Source organism: Kribbella deserti (assembly GCF_042434725.1).
GTDB lineage: Bacteria > Actinomycetota > Actinomycetes > Propionibacteriales > Kribbellaceae > Kribbella > Kribbella deserti.
On sequence record NZ_JBHLTC010000009.1, the window covers coordinates 41,942 to 57,712 of the forward strand.

The following is a 15,771-nucleotide window of genomic DNA, read 5'->3' on the forward strand; positions in this document are numbered from 1 at the left end:
GGTTCTGCGGGGGGCTCGACGACTCCGCCGGTAGGCAGCGAACGCGCGGTCACCAGGGGTGGTGCTACGGGCAGTGTTTAGGGTGCCTTCATGGGAAGCAGCGTGTACGTCGCATCGGTGGAGGGTTACACCGGGAAATCCACGGTGGCTCTGGGAGTGCTCGAGCAACTGTCCAGGCGGGTCGAACGGGTGTCGGTGTTCCGGCCGATCGTGCGGCCGGATACCGCGCTGTACGGCGGGCGTGACTACGTGCTCGAGTTGCTGACGTCGCACGATGCGGTGGCGTTGCCATACGAGGACTGCGTCGGTGTCACCTATGACGAGGTGCACCACGATCCCAACGCCGCGCTGGACCGCATCGTGCAGCGGTACCGCGACGTGGCCGAACTTGGTGACCCGGTCCTGATCGTTGGTAGCGACTACACCGACGTAGGGACGCCTACAGAGTTCGCCTACAACGCCAGGATCGCCGCTAACCTAGGTGCACCCGTGCTGCTTGTTCTCAACGGAGCGGGCCGAGCGCCGGAGGACCTCCGTACGTTGACGGACATGGCTACCGCGGAACTGGCGGCCAACCACGGTTCGCTCTTCGCAGTCATCGCCAACCGCGTTGCCAAGGATGAACTCGACCAGGCCGTCGCTGCGATCACCACGCCCGACGTACCGGCGTACGCCATCCCTGAGGACCCAGTGCTGAGTGCACCCTTGGTGGCGGACCTGATGCGGGCGGTGGACGGTCAGGTGCTCAGCGGCGATCCCGCGCTGCTGTCCAGGGAAGTCAGTGGACTGGTTGTAGCCGGGATGACCATGCCGAACGTGCTCGACCGGTTGTTCGAAGGAGCTGTGGTCGTAACCGCCGCAGACCGCCCGGAGGTGGTTGTCGGCGTTTTGATGGCGCACGCGTCGCAGAACTTCCCGCAGGTCTCTGCGATCTTCCTGAACGGGGGATTCGCCCTGCCGAAACAGGTGCTTCGACTGCTCGAAGGCGTCGGTAGCACTATGCCGATCATCGAGACCACCCTCGGCACGCATGCCGCCTCGACCGCGCTCACCGCCGTACGAGGGCGGTTGACGAAGAACTCCCCGCGGAAGGTGGATACGGCACTCGCCCTGTTCAGTCAGTACGTCGATGGGCCGGCGCTGCTGGATCGGCTTGAGGTGGCTCGTAGTAGCGCGGTGACGCCGCTGATGTTCGAACACCAGTTGATCGACGAGGCGGTTGCCGATCGCAAGCACATCGTGCTGCCCGAGGGTGAGGAGGAGCGGATCCTGCGTGCGGCCGACGTATTGCTGCGCCGGGGAGTCGCCGAACTGACGCTGCTCGGGGATCCGGTGGCGATCAGCGCGAAGGCGGCCAACCTCGGCGTGGACATCTCGGCGGCGCGGACCATCAGCCCCGAGGACGACAAGCTGGGTGAGCAGTTCGCGGCGGAGTATCACCGGCTGCGCCAGCACCGCGGAGTGGATCTCGATCGCGCCCGCGACGTGGTGAAGGACGTCTCGTACTTCGGCACGATGATGGTGCAAATGGGCCTGGCCGACGGCATGGTTTCGGGCTCGATCCACACCACCGCGCATACGATCCGCCCGGCGCTGGAGGTCGTGAAGACCCTGCCCGGCGTATCGGTGGTGTCCTCGGTGTTCTTCATGTGTCTGGAGAACCAGGTGCTCGTGTACGGCGACTGCGCGGTGAACCCGGACCCGACCGCGGAGCAACTCGCCGACATCGCGATCTCCTCGGCGGCTACCGCGGCGGCCTTCGGCATCGAACCGCGCGTCGCCATGCTGTCGTACTCGACGGGCTCATCGGGCACCGGAACCGACGTGGAGAAGGTGTCCAAGGCAACGGCCATCGTCCGGGAGCGCGCGCCGGAACTGCTTGTCGAGGGGCCGATTCAGTACGACGCCGCCATCGACAGCGCCGTGGCCAAGACCAAACTGCCCGGGTCGCCCGTGGCCGGCCGTGCGACGGTGTTCATCTTCCCGGACCTCAATACCGGCAACAACACGTACAAGGCGGTGCAGCGCTCGGCGAACGCGGTCGCGGTCGGGCCGGTTCTGCAAGGGCTGAAGAAGCCGGTGAACGACCTTTCCCGCGGCGCCACCGTGCGGGACATCATCAACACCGTCGCGATCACGGCCATCCAGGCGCGGCACATCGGGGCGGCCCGAGCGGCCCAGGCGGATCGGGCGGCTCAGGCGGGCAAGGAGGAAGGCCGATGAACGATCACGTGCTGGTCATCAACGCGGGCTCGTCCTCGCTGAAGTACAGCCTGATCGACGCCGGTTCCGGTGAGGCGGCCGCGGCCGGTGTGGTCGAGCGGATCGGCGAACCGGAAGGCGTGTTCCGTCATCGCGGCCCGGACGGCGAAACCCGTACGACGCGGCCGATCGGCTCTCACGAGGACGCGTTGCGCGCGGCGATCGACGCCTTCGAAGAGCATGGCCCGTCGCTCGACGGTATCGAGATCGCCGCCGTGGGGCATCGCGTCGTACACGGTGGTTCCCGGTTCGGCGATCCGGCGCTGATCAACGAGGACCTGATCGACGAGGTGTCCGACCTGGTGCCGCTGGCGCCGTTGCACAACCCGGCCAACCTGGAAGGTATGCGGGTAGCCGGACGGTTGTTCCCGGACCTACCGCAGGTGGCGGTCTTCGATACGGCGTTCCACCAGACGCTGCCGCCCGAGGCCTATACCTACGCGGTTCCGCGGGGGTGGCTGGCTGAGCACGGTATACGCCGGTACGGGTTCCACGGGACCTCGCACGCGTTTGTCTCGGAGCAGGCCGCACAGCTGCTTGGACGCGAACCAGCCGACGTGAACGTGATCGTGCTCCATCTGGGCAACGGTTGTTCCGCAGCGGCCGTACGCGGCGGCAAGTCCGTGGACACCTCGATGGGCTTGACGCCGTTGGAAGGCCTAGTGATGGGGACGCGGTCTGGAGACGTGGATCCGGCTATCCACGCCTACCTGGCCCGGGAGGCCGGGTTGTCGTTGGACGAGATCGACCACGCTCTGAACTTCGAGTCGGGTTTGAAGGGTCTCGCCGGTGAGAACGACTTCCGCGAGTTGTCCCGCCAGCGAGAGGCTGGAGACGAGCAGGCGCGACTGGCGTTCGACGTCTACTGCTACCGCATCAGGAAGTACGTCGGCGCCTACTACTCCGTACTGGGCAAGGTGGACGCGATCGTGTTCACGGCGGGGGTAGGCCAGAACTCCGCAGAGGTGCGCTCGGCTTCGCTGGAGGGTCTCGAAGGCCTGGGTATCGAGATCGACGCCGAACGGAACGCCGAGTCCTCCGACGAGGCCCGGGCCGTCTCCACCAAGGACAGTCGGGTGGCGGTGCTGGTGATTCCGACGAACGAGGAGTGGCAGATCGCCCGCGAAGCGCTCAAGCTCGTCCGGTCCTGACGGCGGTGGATTCAGGGGAGTGCGCTTGGGTACTGCCGACGGATGAACAGCACACCGACAGGAGCGCAGCCTGATCCCACCAGGCAAGGGCCTGGGAGTCGAGTATGAGCGAGATGCTGGAGCAGCGGGAGCGCTCGGGAAAGACCTTCTTCGGTCAGCCGCGGGTGCTGGCGAACCTGTTCGGGGTGGAGCTGTGGGAGCGGTTCTCCTTCTACGGCATGCAGGGCATCCTGCTCATCTATTTGTACTACTCGGCGACCGACGGTGGCCTCGGCATCAACCGCGACACCGCCACCAGCATCGTCGGGGCCTACGGCGGCTTGGTCTATCTGTCGACCATCCTCGGCGCCTGGCTCGCGGACCGGCTGCTCGGCGCGGAGCGGACACTGTTCTACAGCGCCGTCGTCGTGATGGTGGGGCATATCGCTTTGGCCCTTCTGCCGGGGCTGGTGGGGGTTGGCGTCGGTCTGGTGCTGATCGCGCTGGGCAGCGGCGGCGTCAAGGCCACCGCCACATCACTGGTCGGCAGCCTGTACGCCGAAGGTGATACGCGTCGCGATGCGGGCTTCTCGCTGTTTTATCTAGGCATCAACCTCGGCGCGCTGGCCGGTCCGTTGCTGACCGGGCTGTTGCAGAAGAACGTCGGCTTCCACTACGGTTTCGGGCTCGCGGCTGTCGGTATGGCCTTGGGACTCACCCAGTACGCCTTCGGCCGTAGGCAGTTGGCCGAGGCCGCGCGGGAAGTCCCGAACCCAATCGAGCGTGGGCAGTTGCTGAGGTACGCGGGCATCGGTGCCGCGGCGCTGATAGTCGTCGCCCTGCTCGCGTCGACCGGACTGCTGCCCGCGGACCGACTGGCCACCATCGTCGCCGTGATCAGCCTGATCGCCGCGGTGATCTACTTCGTGGTGATCCTGTCCAGCAAGCAGGTGGAAGGAGTGGAGCGGCGGCGGGTATTCGCGTTCATCCCCCTGTTCATCGCGAGTGCGGCCTTCTGGTCGTTGTACCAGCAGCAGTTCACGGTCGTGACGATCTACTCCGACCAACGCCTGGATCGCACCATCCTGGGCTGGGAAATGCCGGTGTCGTTCGTGCAGTCCATCAACCCGGTGCTGATCATCGCGTTGGCTGGTGTGTTCGCTGCGATGTGGACGAAGCTCGGGCCGCGGCAGCCGTCCACGCCGGTCAAGTTCAGCATTGGCCTGGTGGTGATGGGGGTGGCGTTCTTGCTGTTCCTGCCGATGTCCGGCGGTGGGCCTAACAGTGCGCCCTTGCTCGGGCTCATCGGTGTGCTGCTGGTCTTCACCATCGCCGAGTTGCTGCTTTCTCCGGTGGGTCTGTCATTGTCGACCAAACTCGCCCCGGCGGCTTTCCGTACGCAGATGGTGGCGCTGTTCTTCTTGTCGGTCGCCCTCGGCACTGCGATGTCCGGCGTGCTTGCGCGGTTCTACAGCGCCGGCCACGAAACCGCCTATTTCGGCATCATCGGCGCCGTAGCCATCGCCATCGGCCTACTCCTGGCCATCGCCGCCCGCCCCATCCGCCGCCTGATGAGCGGCATCCAATAGCCGCCACTGCACCATCCTGCCTAGCTGGGCGGAGCGGACAGTGACCTGGTGGCCAGCCGTCATCTCCGCCCAGCGCCGTTGTCAGACGTTGGCTAGACCGCCGCTGTCAGACGAGGGCTGGTTGGTCGTCGGGGATTGGGCCAGTGATCGATGGGCGCGTTGGTTCGGGCAGGCCGGCTTCGCTGTCGAGGCTGACGCTCGGCAGCAGGCGGTCGAGCCAGGCTGGGATCCACCAGTTGGCGTCGCCCATCAGCTTCATCGCGGCCGGGACCAGCACCAACCGGACGATGGTCGCGTCGATGAAGACCGCGACGGCCAAGCCGAGGCCGAACATCTTCGCCGTCGGATCGTCGCCCTGCCCGAAGCTGATGAACACCGAGATCATGATCAACGCGGCGGAGGTGATCACGCGGCCGGTGGTCGCGATGCCACGAATGACGGAGGCGTCGTTGTCGCCGGTGCGCAGGTATTCCTCCCGGACCCGGGAGAGCAGGAAGACCTCGTAGTCCATCGACAACCCGAAAAGAATCGCGAACATGAACATCGGGATGAACGGCAGGATCGGCACGGTCGATTCCAGCCCGATCAGATCGGCGGCCCATCCCCACTGGAACACCATCACCATCACGCCGAAGGAAGCGCCGATGCTCAGCAGGTTCAGCAGCGCTGCCTTGACAGGTACGACGATCGAGCGGAACACCACGGTCAACAGCAGCACCGACAACAGGATCACCGCGCCGATGAACAGCGGAAGCCGATCGTTCACCTTGGCACCGACATCGGCCAGAGTCGCCGTCTGCCCACCGATATGAGCCTTCGCGGGGCTTTGCCCGAGCACTGACGGGAAGACGTCGGCCCGGAGACGTTTGACGGTCTCCATGGTGGCGCCATCCTGCGGACCAGTGGTGGGGAAAGCGATCAGCGTTGCGACGCCTGCCGCGACGTTCACCTCGGCGGGAGCCACGGCCGCGATTCCCGCGTCGGCCTTCACCGCTTTGAGCAGAGGTTCGACGACGGCGGCGTCCTTCGAGATGTCGACCGCGATTACCAGCGGCCCATTGATGCCCGGGCCAAAACCCGCGGCGACGAGGTCGTAGGCCCGGCGCTCGGTTCGGTGCTCGGGCAGCGCGCCGTCATCGGGAGTACCGACGCGGAGGGCCAACACCGGCGCCGCGAGGGCGAGCAGCAGAACAGTGGCGCCGATGGCATACGGAGCGGCGTGCCTGGAGACGTGCCCGGCCCAGCGCTGCCAGCCCGCGCCGGGAACGGCCCGTCCCGACGTACGCCGGCGGTGGATTCCGAGGCGGTTGATCCAATGCCCGGCCAGGCCAAGGAACGCCGGCAGCAAGGTGAGCGAGGCAAGCACCATGATCAGCACGATCAGCGAGATGGCCACCCCGCCCGCGGTCATGAACGGCACGCCCGCCACGGCCAGCCCGAGGATCGCGATGACGACCGTGCCACCGGCGAAGAGCACGGATTGACCGGCGGTGGCGACAGCACGTCCGGCCGCTTCCTCGACACTGATTCCGCGGGCGAGGAACTCCCGATGCCGGGTGACCACGAGCAGCGCATAGTCGATTCCCACGCCCAGGCCGACCATGCTGCCGAGCACCGGCGCCCAGCTGGGGATGTCGATCAGATAGGTGACGAGCGACAGCGAGCTGATGCCCAGGGCGAGCCCGAACAGGGCCATGCCGATCGGCAACCCCATCGCGATGACCGACCCGAAGGCCACCAGCAGGATGATGATCGCGGCGATCAGGCCGACCGCTTCGCCCAGACCGGTCGCTGGTTCCTCGAAGGCATAGAACAGGTCGCCGCCTAGTTCGATCTGGAGCGGTGAACCCACCCGCACCTGGTCGCCGAACGCCTTGAGGTCCGCGAGCACGCCTGGGTCGAGTTCGGCGAGCACGGGATATTGGACCCGGATCACGGCGACTCGGCCGTCGGCAGAGATCGCTCCACTACTGACAGCTCCGGGCCCGGCGGCGAGAGCGCCGACGGGATCACTGGTGCCGAGCACTTGCGGCAGCTTGGCGGCCGCCGACTGGACTTTGGCCAAGGCGGCTTTGGCGGTGGGGGAGTTGAAGAACGTCGCGCGGTCGTCGAGTGGCGTCATCACCACCTGGGCGGTGAGACCGGCCTGGTCCGCACCGGCGGCCGAGAGCAGGTCGGTCGCATGCTGGGAGTCGACGCCCGGTGCTCCGAAGGACTCCTCGAGCTTCTTGCCGAAGGTGCCGGACGCCGCGACCACCAAGGCCGAGACGACCAGCCACACCCCGATCACCGCCCACGGTCGTCGAGCGGCGAACCGCCCCAACCGGTACAGATTCGACATCATCCTTGCTCTCCTTCAGTGCGGCGGGCGGTCCAGAACCGATCGGTTTCATCGTGTCGGGGCTGGCCGGCTCGCACCTCGGACGATCGGTCCGACTTCCCTCGGCCGATAGGCCGAGACAAATCCCGTACTTTGGGCCGATACGGTGAGCGCTCGCGGGTCCCTACGCTGTGCGCATGCTGAGAAACGCCCTTCGGTCGCTGTGGGCCGAGCCACGAGCGCCGCACCCGCCTGGCCGGGTCTGGCACGACTGGCTGCTGGTCGCGGCGCTGCTGCCGACGGCGATCATCGAGGGCGTACTGCGCGAGGAGGTGATCTGGCGTCCGGTGGCGCTGGCGCTCGCGGTCCTGACGGTCTGCGCGTTCCTGTGGCGGCGTAGCCATCCGCTGACCGTGGTTGCCGCGGTGTTCGGCGCGCTGATCGTGGTCGATATCGGGGCTTTGATCAGCGGTGTCGGCTCCGTCGGGCTGTACACGATGATCAGCGTCGTGCTCCTGCCGTATGCGCTGTTGCGATGGGGGTCCGGGCGCGAGATCGGCATCGGCCTGGGGTTCATCGGGGTCGCCCTGGTGCTGGGCCACGTCTCCGACTTCACCGGCGTGGTGGAGATGCTGGTGGGCACCATGTTCCTGCTGTTCCCGGGCACCCTCGGCGCGGCGGTCCGCTATCGGGGCACCTCCCGGCTTCGCGAGCTGGACCAGGTGCGCTTACGTGAGCGGGAGCAATTGGCCCGCGAGCTGCACGACACGGTGGCTCATCACGTTTCGGCGATCGTCATCCGGGCGCAGGCCGGCCGGGTCGTCGGAGCCACCACGCCGAAGGCCGCGATCGATGCCCTGGCCATCATCGAAGCCGAGGCGACCCGTACTCTCGCCGAGATGCGCACGATGGTGGGCGGCCTTCGGGACGGCGCGACGGCGACGTTTGCCCCGCAGCCGGGGCTGGTCGATATCGAGCGGCTCGCCCGGGACGGCAGCGAGGGACCCGAGATCGAGGTGGAGTTCCAAGGTGACCTCCATGACCTCGGCCCCTCGGTAGGTGCCGCGCTCTATCGCATTGCCCAGGAGTCGATCACCAACGCCGTCCGGCACGCACGGCTGGTCACACGCGTCGTCGTCCGCGTCACCGGTGACAGCGAGAGCGTGCGCCTCACAATTTACGATGATGGAGAACCTGGTCCCATGACACGAACCACGCTGGGCTACGGCCTGGTCGGTATGAACGAACGGGCGATACTGCTCGGTGGTTCCTTCGAGGCAGGGCCTGGGCCGGAGCGGGGCTGGATTGTCAAAGCGGTGCTACCGAAGGCGGGGCCGGCCAGATGACGGTTCGGGTGCTTGTCGCCGACGACCAGGATCTTGTTCGTACTGGGCTGTCGATGATTCTCGACGCTCAACCGGATATCGAGGTGGTCGGTCAGGCGGTTGACGGCCTGCAAGCGGTCGAACTCGCTCGCCGGCTATCGCCTGATGTGTGCCTGTTCGACATTCGCATGCCCGGGATGGACGGGGTTGCGGCTACCCGCGAACTGGCCGGTCCGGATGTTGAGGATCCACTGGCGATCGTGGTCATCACCACCTTCGACATCGACGAGTACGTGTACGGCGCGCTGAAGGCAGGCGCCCGCGGTTTTCTGCTCAAGGACGCAGGACCCGAACTGCTGGTGCAAGCGATCCACGCGGCGGCCAAGGGGGACGCGATGATCGAGCCGCGGATCACCGCCCGGCTGCTGGCCGCTTTTGCTGATTCGCGCACCACGCCGCCGCCCGCGCAACCGGTCGAACCACTCACCAGCCGGGAGGAGCAGGTGCTGATCACGGTGGCGAACGGCCGGACCAACGCCGAGATCGCCGCGGAACTCCACATCAGCCTGAGCACCGTGAAAACCCATCTCACCAGCATCATGAGCAAGATCGGCGCCCGGAACCGCGTCGAGATAGCCATGTGGGCTCACGAAACGCGCCGCCTGCCACGCTGACGCGATCCCACCAGAGACTGGGCCGGGTGGCTGGCCTATTCGGCGCCGCCCCAGACGATGCAGAACACGTTTCCTTCGATATCGCGCATCACCTGCCAGAGGCCGCCGTCGTAGATGTCGTTCGCCGTGGTGGCACCGAACGCGATAGCCCGGTCAATCGCCTTCTGTCGTAGGTCTGGCTGCACGAAGATGTCCAGGTGCAACCGATCTTTGGCGGTTGTCCGTTCGGCTGGAGCGCGGACGAAGTCGAGCCGTAGGGCCGCGCCATGGAGTTCGGTGTCCCCGTCTCGGACTTCGCGAAGGTCGCCACCGAGCAGTTGCTGCCAGAACCGACCCACGGCCTGCGGGTCATCGCAATCGATGACCAGTGCGTCGAGTACCAGAACCGGGTCTTCCGTCACCTGCTGCTCATCCCGAGGGCTATCCATTCGGCTGTTCTCCTTTGTCTGTTCCGACCAGGTGCCCATTCGTGTCGAGTCAACTCCTCAAACCACCTGGCCAAAGCTACTTTCTAGCCGGCGCGAGGAGGTGTGCGGTGAGGAAGTCCAGCTGGTCGCGGATCAGCGAATCGACCGCTGGCGGGTGGTAGACCTCGAAATGGTCGGTGTCGTAACGGCGGAGGCGCACTGGCCCGATGAGCCGGTTGCCGAGTGGGCAGGCGAGTTGACGCGGGTAGCCATGGGATCTGGCAGGCGGTTCGTCGTCACCCCAACGCGACTCCGCTGATCCTTACCCGGCGGGAGAGGACTGGGCGATCCTGCGGCCGAGCGAGGCGTCGCTGGCATGGCTGCGGCTCGCAGCGGGCGGTCGGGCGCTGACGAGGAGTTCCAAGCCGGTCTTCGCATTGAGCTGATCGTCCTGGCGAACGCTCAGAACGCGTTAGCCGAGGCTGGCGAGGCGGGCGGTTGCCGCGTTGCGGCGGCGTTCGGCGATGGCGGCCATGCGGGTGGTGCGGGTGAGGGTCCGTTCGAGGCGGCGGGTTTGGGATTGGGCGCGCTTGAGTTCGCGGCGCGCGTTGTCGAGTTCCTCGGTCAGGCGTTCGATGGCAGTTTGCATGTCGGCGATGTGGTGTTCGTTGGCGTCCACTTCGGCTTCGGCCGCCGCGCGTTCGGTCTCTGCCTCGGCGTACTCGCTGTCGAGTTCGGCCAATCGCGCCTCCAGCTCGCGGCGATTGCGCTCCGCGATCCGACGCTCGGCGGCCTCCCGCTCAGCCCTCCGCTCAGCGGCCCGCTGCTCAGCGGTGTTCCGCTCGGCCTTCTGACGTTCGCTGGTTGTACGGGCCGTGGCTGCGATGCGTGCGTTCCTGGCAGTTAGCCGTCCCGCGCCGCCGATCGGCGTGGGCCTGTCAGCAGGATCCGCCGCCCGCTTCGCTGTCGGGCGAACACCATACTCCGCGCGCCCTGCCGAAGAACCCCTCCGGCCTGCCGAACCGGCCGCTCGGGCCTTTGAAGTAGCGGCCGGAGTGGGCGTGGCGGCTGTTGTTGGGGTGTTGGGGCGGATGGTGAGGGAGGTTAGGTGGGCGGGGGTGCCGGATTCGTCTACTACGCCGAAGCCGACGTGGCGGAGGGCGCTGGTGAGGCGGCCGGAGCGCAGGAGTTGCGCGGCCGTGGGGTCGACCAGGGCGGCGTCTAGGGTTTCGGTCAGCCGGTCGGCGACCGCCTCCGTGACCTTCCGTCCCTGCTCGGCCGCGCGCCGCGTTGCCGCGGTCACGAGTTCGGCGACGAGCTCGTGACGGCGTGGGGTCAGCTCACGTAGGCGAGCGCCGTCCCGGGTCAGGTGGGCCTCGCGCAGTTCGGAACCGAGCCGCGTCAGCTCATCTACGCGATCCGGTTCCGCGCGGACGAGCTGGTTGGCCAGCCAGGCGGCCAAGGTCGGTTTACGCAGCGCCTTGATCGCCGCACTGGCCGTGATCTCGCCGGCCGCTTTCGCCTGCGCGGCGGCCTGGTTGCGGGCAGCGGTGAACGAGTCCGGGGCCAGCCCGTACAGGTCCACCGCGACCAGCTCGAGGTCCACCTCTCCACTGTGCACACGCCCGTTGCCATAAGCAACCGTCGCCGGAACTGGATCAGCGGCAGGTGGGTAGCAGAGTCTGCACGCTCTGCTGGTCGTCCTTCGTGATGGGCAGGCCGTACTTGGCGGCCACTCGCAGGTAGCGGAGCAGGTAGGTGCAGCGGAAGGCCTTGTTGATCGGCATCCACTCACCCGGGCCGTGATCGGACTTGCTCGCGTTGGTCGAACCGTCCACGGCGAGCAGATTGTCCGTCTGGTCGTTGGCGAAGTCCAGGCGTCGCTGCAGCGGCCAGCGCGAAGCGCCGAGGTCCCAGGCCCGGGAGAGCGGGTAGAGGTGGTCGATCTGGACCTTGCCGGCGTCGGACTTCCGGAACTCGATGGCCCGGCCGGTGTAGGGGTCCTGGAGTTTTCCGCTCAGTACTACGCACTGCTTGGCGCCCGGCTTGTACTTGATCTCGGTGAGTTGCCGGGCGAGCACGTTGTTCCGGGTGTCGCAGCCGTCGTGGCCGCCTCGGCCCGTGTGCTTGTCGGACCAGGACGGGCCGAAGGAGCAGGCGTCGTCCCGGCCGCAACGCCGCTCGTACCCTGCAACCTTCGGTCGCCGGGATACCACCTTCACCTTGGCAAGCTCGGCAGAGATGGCCTTGGACGACGCAGCCGGGTCTGGTTTGGCTGCGGCTTCTTGCGCGGCATCGCAGCCGGTGGAGGTTAGAGCCAGAGCTAGAGCGAGGACGGCGGTACCAAGGGCGGAGCGGTACTTCGTGAGCAAGATGGCCTTTCGGGTCTGACGGCGGCACCCGCGCTAGCGACACGCGGAGGGTGGTCTGTCAGTTTGGGCCACTGCCGCGACCTGGCGCGGGATCGACGCGCGCGCCTACCTCGCAATCGCCTTCTGCAGTAGGGGCACTAGCGGCACCAACTTGTCCGGGAAGGCGTCTACGAGGCCGTCGACGTGGTTGCCCCCTTCGACTCGCTGGTAGGTGTGCAACCGGGTTCGGCCGGTACGGCGTACTAGCTCGGCGTATCGGTCGGAGTCCTGGGTGATGGGCAGCAGGCTGTCGTACGTGCCGTGGATGGTGACGAGTGGTCGGCCGATCTTCCCGGTTAGTGCGATCCGTCGAACGGCTCGTTGCACGTCCGGCCGCTGCATGTAGTTGTAGTCGCCTTCACTGCCCTGGTACGTCGGGTCCAGCTCCGCGGCGTAGATGCGCATAGTGAGTTTCCAGTAGACCGTGTAGTGGTAGTTCCACAAGAAGTCCGACTGTGGATCGAACCCGGCCTTGACGATCAGTGCCGGTGATTGCTGCTCGTAGCCCCGGATAGCCGGCGGGAGGAACGTCAGCAGGTTAGGGCCTTTCGCGCTCCACAGCGTTCCCTCGAGGTCCACGCCACGCGTATAGAGCTCCGGGTGGTTCTCCAACTGCCAGCGCACGAGGTAGCCACCGTTCGAAATACCCGCGGCGATAATCTCGCGCGCCGGGCGGCGGTAGTGCTGGGCGACGACCGCCCGAGCAGCGCGAGCCAGTTGGGTGGTCCGACGGTTCCACTCGACCATGGCGTCACCCGGCCGTACGCCGTCCATGAAGAAGTTGACGCCGGTGTTGCCCTTGTCCGTCGCTGCGAAGGCGAATCCCTTGGCAAGTACGTAATCCGAGATCGCCTTGTCGTTCGCGTACTGCGCTCGTACGCCGGGTGAGCCCGCGACGACGAGACCGCCGTTCCACCTGGCCGGGAGGCGTAGTACGAACTGGGAGTCGTGGTTCCAGCCGTGGTTCGTGTTGGTCCGCGAGGTGTCCGGGAAGTACCCGTCGATCTGTACGCCGGGTACGGCTGGTTGCTGGGGGAGTGCCGCGTGAGTGAGCCCCGCGTAGTCCGCCGGGTTGGTGTGGCCGGACGCCGCAGTGCCGGTGGTAGTTAGGTCTGCGAGGCAGGCGACGATCTGGTGCTCGGCGCCCGGCACGCGCGGAAGGCCCGCACACTCAGACCCACCTGCGGCGGCGGAGGTGGTGAGCAGCAGCGCAGGAAGCACCGCGGCGATGGACAAGGCGAGGCGGCGACGCATGAGGGGCCCTCCCGGGATCGGCTTCGCAGCACACTAGGATCCGGGTCGGCCCGCGAGTATGGGATCGCGCCACACATCCGCCTTCCGTCGCATGTCCGCCCCTGACAGGTCCCGATCAGTCCCGGAATGAGCTGAGCGCCTTGCTGGTAGGCGTCGGCTGGTTGGTGTAGTCGCCGACGAGGCCTTCGAACAGCACGGTTCCACCGTGACGGCCGGGACCAGGACCGAGGTCGATCAGCCAATCGGCCCGCCGGATGACGTCGAGGTTGTGCTCGATGACCACGACCGTGTGGCCGCGTTCGACCAGTCGGTCCAGGACGTGCAGCAGGGTGTCGATGTCGTTCAGGTGCAACCCGGTCGTCGGCTCATCCATCACGTACAGGGTGGGCTGATCGGCCTGACCGAGCTCCTTCGCGATCTTCACCCGCTGGCATTCGCCTCCGGACAGCGTGTTCAGCGATTGCCCCAGCCGGAGATAGCCCAGGCCGACCTCGGCCAACTGGCGCAGCGCATTCGCGATCCGCTTGCCGGGCAGCCGGGTGACGGCCTCATCGATGGTGAGTTCGTCGACGTCCGCGATGGAAAGACCGTTCACGGTGTGCGCGAGCACCTCCGCGGTGAAGCGGCGACCGTTGCAGGTCTCGCAGATCGCCTTCTGGCCATCCATGAAGGCGAGGTCGGTATAGATGTACCCGAGGCCCTCGCAGTCCGGGCAAGCGCCCTCGGAGTTGGCGCTGAACAGACTCGCGCTGACTCCGTTGCGTTGGGCAAACAACTTGCGAATCGCCGGGGCGATCCCGGTATAGGTGATCGGGGTCGAACGGCGGTTCGTGCTCACCGGCTTCTGATCGATCACCGTCGCCTGGTGCTGCGCGATCAGCTCGTCCGCCAGGCTGGATTTGCCCGAGCCGGCCACTCCCGTGAGTACGGTCATGACCCCGGTGGGAATCCGTACGGTGACATCCCGCAGGTTGTTCCGGTTGGCGCCCGCGACGGTGAGATGGCCGTCGCCGGTCCGGACCGTGGGCTTGAGCGGTCGACGCCGGGCGAGGGCCTGGCCAGTCGGTGTACCGGCTTCGCGGAGCCGGGCGAAGGTGCCTTGGAAGATGAGTTGTCCGCCACCCGCGCCCGCGGCCGGGCCGATCTCGATCACTTGGTCCGCTTGCGCCATCACGTCGGGATCATGTTCCACGACCAGCACGTTGTTACCGCTGTCGCGAAGCCGCTTCAGCAACTGGATCACCGACTCCACGTCGGTGGGGTGCAGGCCGACGGTCGGCTCGTCCACGACGTACGTCATCTCGGTGAGGCTGGATCCGAGGTGCTTGACCGTCTTCACCCGTTGCGACTCGCCGCCGGACAAGGTCGACGTCGCCCGCGAGAGCGTGAGGTAGCCAAGCCCGATCTGGTCCATCGCGTCCAGCCGGGCGGTCAAGGCCGCGACCACGGGTGCCACGTTGGCGGACTTGACCGTACGAACGAACCCGGCCAGTTCCGTGATCTCCAGGCGGGACAGTTCGCCGATGGTGTGGCCGAGCAGCGTGGCGGTTCGCGCGGCCTTGTTCAGGCGTTCGCCCGCACACTCCGGGCAGGTCTCGGCCCGGGTGAACTGGCGAATGGTCTCCTGCTTGCGCTCGGACATGTCGTCGGCGGTGCGCAGGTAGATCCGCTCGAATCGTTCGACCACTCCCTCGTACCCCTTGGGAGGTTTCCGCCCCAGCTTCGCGGCCGCCTCGCCGCCGTACAGCAGCGCCTCGCGTTCGGCCTGGCTCCACTGCCGAAGCGGGGTGTCGACGTTGAAGCTGCCGATGTCGGCGTACTGCGAGTACCAGTAGCCGCCGTTGCCGAAGCCGGGGAGGCGGATCGCGCCGTCGGCGAGGGACTTGTCCAGATCCAGGAAGCGCCCGACCGCGCTCACCACCACCTCACCGAGGCCCGAGCAGGCCGGACACATGCCGGTGGCATCGTTGAACGAGAACCGATTCGACTCACCCACGTGCGGCTGGCTGAGCCGGGAGAACAACAGCCGCAAGTACGTCCAGGTGTCGGTGATCGTGCCGACGGTCGAACGGGCGTTGCCGCCGATCCGGCGCTGGTCGATCACCACCACGGGGGTCAGGCCCTGGATCTGCTCGACGTCCGGGCGGGTCCACTTCGGCAGGCGGTTCCGCGTGAACGGCGGATACGTCTCGTTGAGCTGGTAGCCCGCCTCGGCGGCGATCGTGTCGAACACCAGCGACGACTTGCCCGAACCGGAGACGCCGACAAAAACGACCAGTCGATTGCGCGGGATGTCGACATCGAGACCGGCCAGGTTGTTCGTACGGACTTGGCGCAGGGTGATGTTTCGCTCGGTCATAGCCAGCACGCTACGAGCAGATGTGGCCGGATCCTGACCG

At 66.7% G+C, this 15,771-nt stretch carries 11 protein-coding genes; 5 read left to right on the top strand and 6 right to left on the bottom strand.

Going from position 1 to position 15,771, the window contains the following annotated elements; genetic code table 11:
• The first annotated feature begins 90 nt into the window (after nucleotides 1-90).
• The 3 genes from pta to ACFFGN_RS08375 all read left to right on the top strand — a co-directional run bounded on the left by pta (nucleotide 91) and on the right by ACFFGN_RS08375 (nucleotide 4,981).
• Complete coding sequence (gene pta / locus ACFFGN_RS08365) at nucleotides 91-2,223, top strand: phosphate acetyltransferase (RefSeq protein ID WP_380044832.1); 2,133 nt, start codon at nucleotides 91-93, stop codon at nucleotides 2,221-2,223.
• Nucleotides 2,220-3,413, top strand: coding sequence for an acetate/propionate family kinase (locus ACFFGN_RS08370; protein ID WP_380044834.1), 1,194 nt, complete (start codon nucleotides 2,220-2,222; stop codon nucleotides 3,411-3,413). The genes pta and ACFFGN_RS08370 overlap by 4 nt, the downstream gene beginning before the upstream one ends.
• 104 nt (nucleotides 3,414-3,517) lie before the next feature.
• The gene (locus ACFFGN_RS08375; protein WP_380044836.1) at nucleotides 3,518-4,981 is read left to right on the top strand and encodes a peptide MFS transporter; all 1,464 of its coding nucleotides are present in this window, start codon (nucleotides 3,518-3,520) and stop codon (nucleotides 4,979-4,981) included.
• A 106-nt stretch (nucleotides 4,982-5,087) separates the two neighbouring features.
• On the opposite strand, the gene ACFFGN_RS08380 is transcribed toward ACFFGN_RS08375, so the two are convergent.
• Nucleotides 5,088-7,325 (bottom strand): MMPL family transporter, encoded by a 2,238-nt coding sequence (locus ACFFGN_RS08380; protein WP_380044838.1) that lies wholly within the window; start codon nucleotides 7,323-7,325, stop codon nucleotides 5,088-5,090.
• A gap of 173 nt (nucleotides 7,326-7,498) precedes the next feature.
• Between ACFFGN_RS08380 and ACFFGN_RS08385 the strand changes: the two genes are divergently transcribed.
• Both ACFFGN_RS08385 and ACFFGN_RS08390 read left to right on the top strand, forming a co-directional pair.
• The gene (locus ACFFGN_RS08385; protein WP_380044839.1) at nucleotides 7,499-8,647 is read left to right on the top strand and encodes a sensor histidine kinase; all 1,149 of its coding nucleotides are present in this window, start codon (nucleotides 7,499-7,501) and stop codon (nucleotides 8,645-8,647) included.
• Nucleotides 8,644-9,300: a response regulator gene (locus ACFFGN_RS08390; RefSeq protein ID WP_380044841.1), complete on the top strand. Its 657-nt coding sequence runs from the start codon at nucleotides 8,644-8,646 to the stop codon at nucleotides 9,298-9,300. The genes ACFFGN_RS08385 and ACFFGN_RS08390 overlap by 4 nt, the downstream gene beginning before the upstream one ends.
• A 35-nt stretch (nucleotides 9,301-9,335) precedes the next feature.
• On the opposite strand, the gene ACFFGN_RS08395 is transcribed toward ACFFGN_RS08390, so the two are convergent.
• The 5 genes from ACFFGN_RS08395 to ACFFGN_RS08415 all read right to left on the bottom strand — a co-directional run bounded on the left by ACFFGN_RS08395 (nucleotide 9,336) and on the right by ACFFGN_RS08415 (nucleotide 15,731).
• Nucleotides 9,336-9,728, bottom strand: coding sequence for a VOC family protein (locus tag ACFFGN_RS08395; protein WP_380044843.1), 393 nt, complete (start codon nucleotides 9,726-9,728; stop codon nucleotides 9,336-9,338).
• 451 nt (nucleotides 9,729-10,179) lie between these two features.
• A complete protein-coding gene (locus tag ACFFGN_RS08400) occupies nucleotides 10,180-11,313 on the bottom strand; it encodes a hypothetical protein (RefSeq protein WP_380044845.1) in 1,134 nt (377 codons plus the stop codon).
• A 52-nt stretch (nucleotides 11,314-11,365) separates the two neighbouring features.
• Entirely contained in the window at nucleotides 11,366-12,079 is a 714-nt protein-coding gene (locus ACFFGN_RS08405; protein ID WP_380044847.1) for an HNH endonuclease family protein, read from the bottom strand.
• Nucleotides 12,080-12,184: 105 nt separating this feature from the next.
• The gene (locus ACFFGN_RS08410; protein ID WP_380044849.1) at nucleotides 12,185-13,372 is read right to left on the bottom strand and encodes a tannase/feruloyl esterase family alpha/beta hydrolase; all 1,188 of its coding nucleotides are present in this window, start codon (nucleotides 13,370-13,372) and stop codon (nucleotides 12,185-12,187) included.
• A 115-nt stretch (nucleotides 13,373-13,487) separates the two neighbouring features.
• Entirely contained in the window at nucleotides 13,488-15,731 is a 2,244-nt protein-coding gene (locus ACFFGN_RS08415) for an ATP-binding cassette domain-containing protein (protein ID WP_380044850.1), read from the bottom strand.
• Between the last annotated feature and the right edge of the window lie 40 nt (nucleotides 15,732-15,771).

Bases quoted from the DNA above. Each gene is read 5' to 3' on its own strand.
- ACFFGN_RS08415 (WP_380044850.1), bottom strand. From the start codon at position 15,731: ATGACCGAGCGAAACATCACCCTGCGCCAAGTCCGTACGAACAACCTG.
- pta (WP_380044832.1), top strand. From the start codon at position 91: ATGGGAAGCAGCGTGTACGTCGCATCGGTGGAGGGTTACACCGGGAAA.
- ACFFGN_RS08385 (WP_380044839.1), top strand. From the start codon at position 7,499: ATGCTGAGAAACGCCCTTCGGTCGCTGTGGGCCGAGCCACGAGCGCCG.
- ACFFGN_RS08370 (WP_380044834.1), top strand. From the start codon at position 2,220: ATGAACGATCACGTGCTGGTCATCAACGCGGGCTCGTCCTCGCTGAAG.
- ACFFGN_RS08395 (WP_380044843.1), bottom strand. From the start codon at position 9,728: ATGGATAGCCCTCGGGATGAGCAGCAGGTGACGGAAGACCCGGTTCTG.
- ACFFGN_RS08410 (WP_380044849.1), bottom strand. From the start codon at position 13,372: ATGCGTCGCCGCCTCGCCTTGTCCATCGCCGCGGTGCTTCCTGCGCTG.
- ACFFGN_RS08375 (WP_380044836.1), top strand. From the start codon at position 3,518: ATGAGCGAGATGCTGGAGCAGCGGGAGCGCTCGGGAAAGACCTTCTTC.
- ACFFGN_RS08390 (WP_380044841.1), top strand. From the start codon at position 8,644: ATGACGGTTCGGGTGCTTGTCGCCGACGACCAGGATCTTGTTCGTACT.
- ACFFGN_RS08380 (WP_380044838.1), bottom strand. From the start codon at position 7,325: ATGATGTCGAATCTGTACCGGTTGGGGCGGTTCGCCGCTCGACGACCG.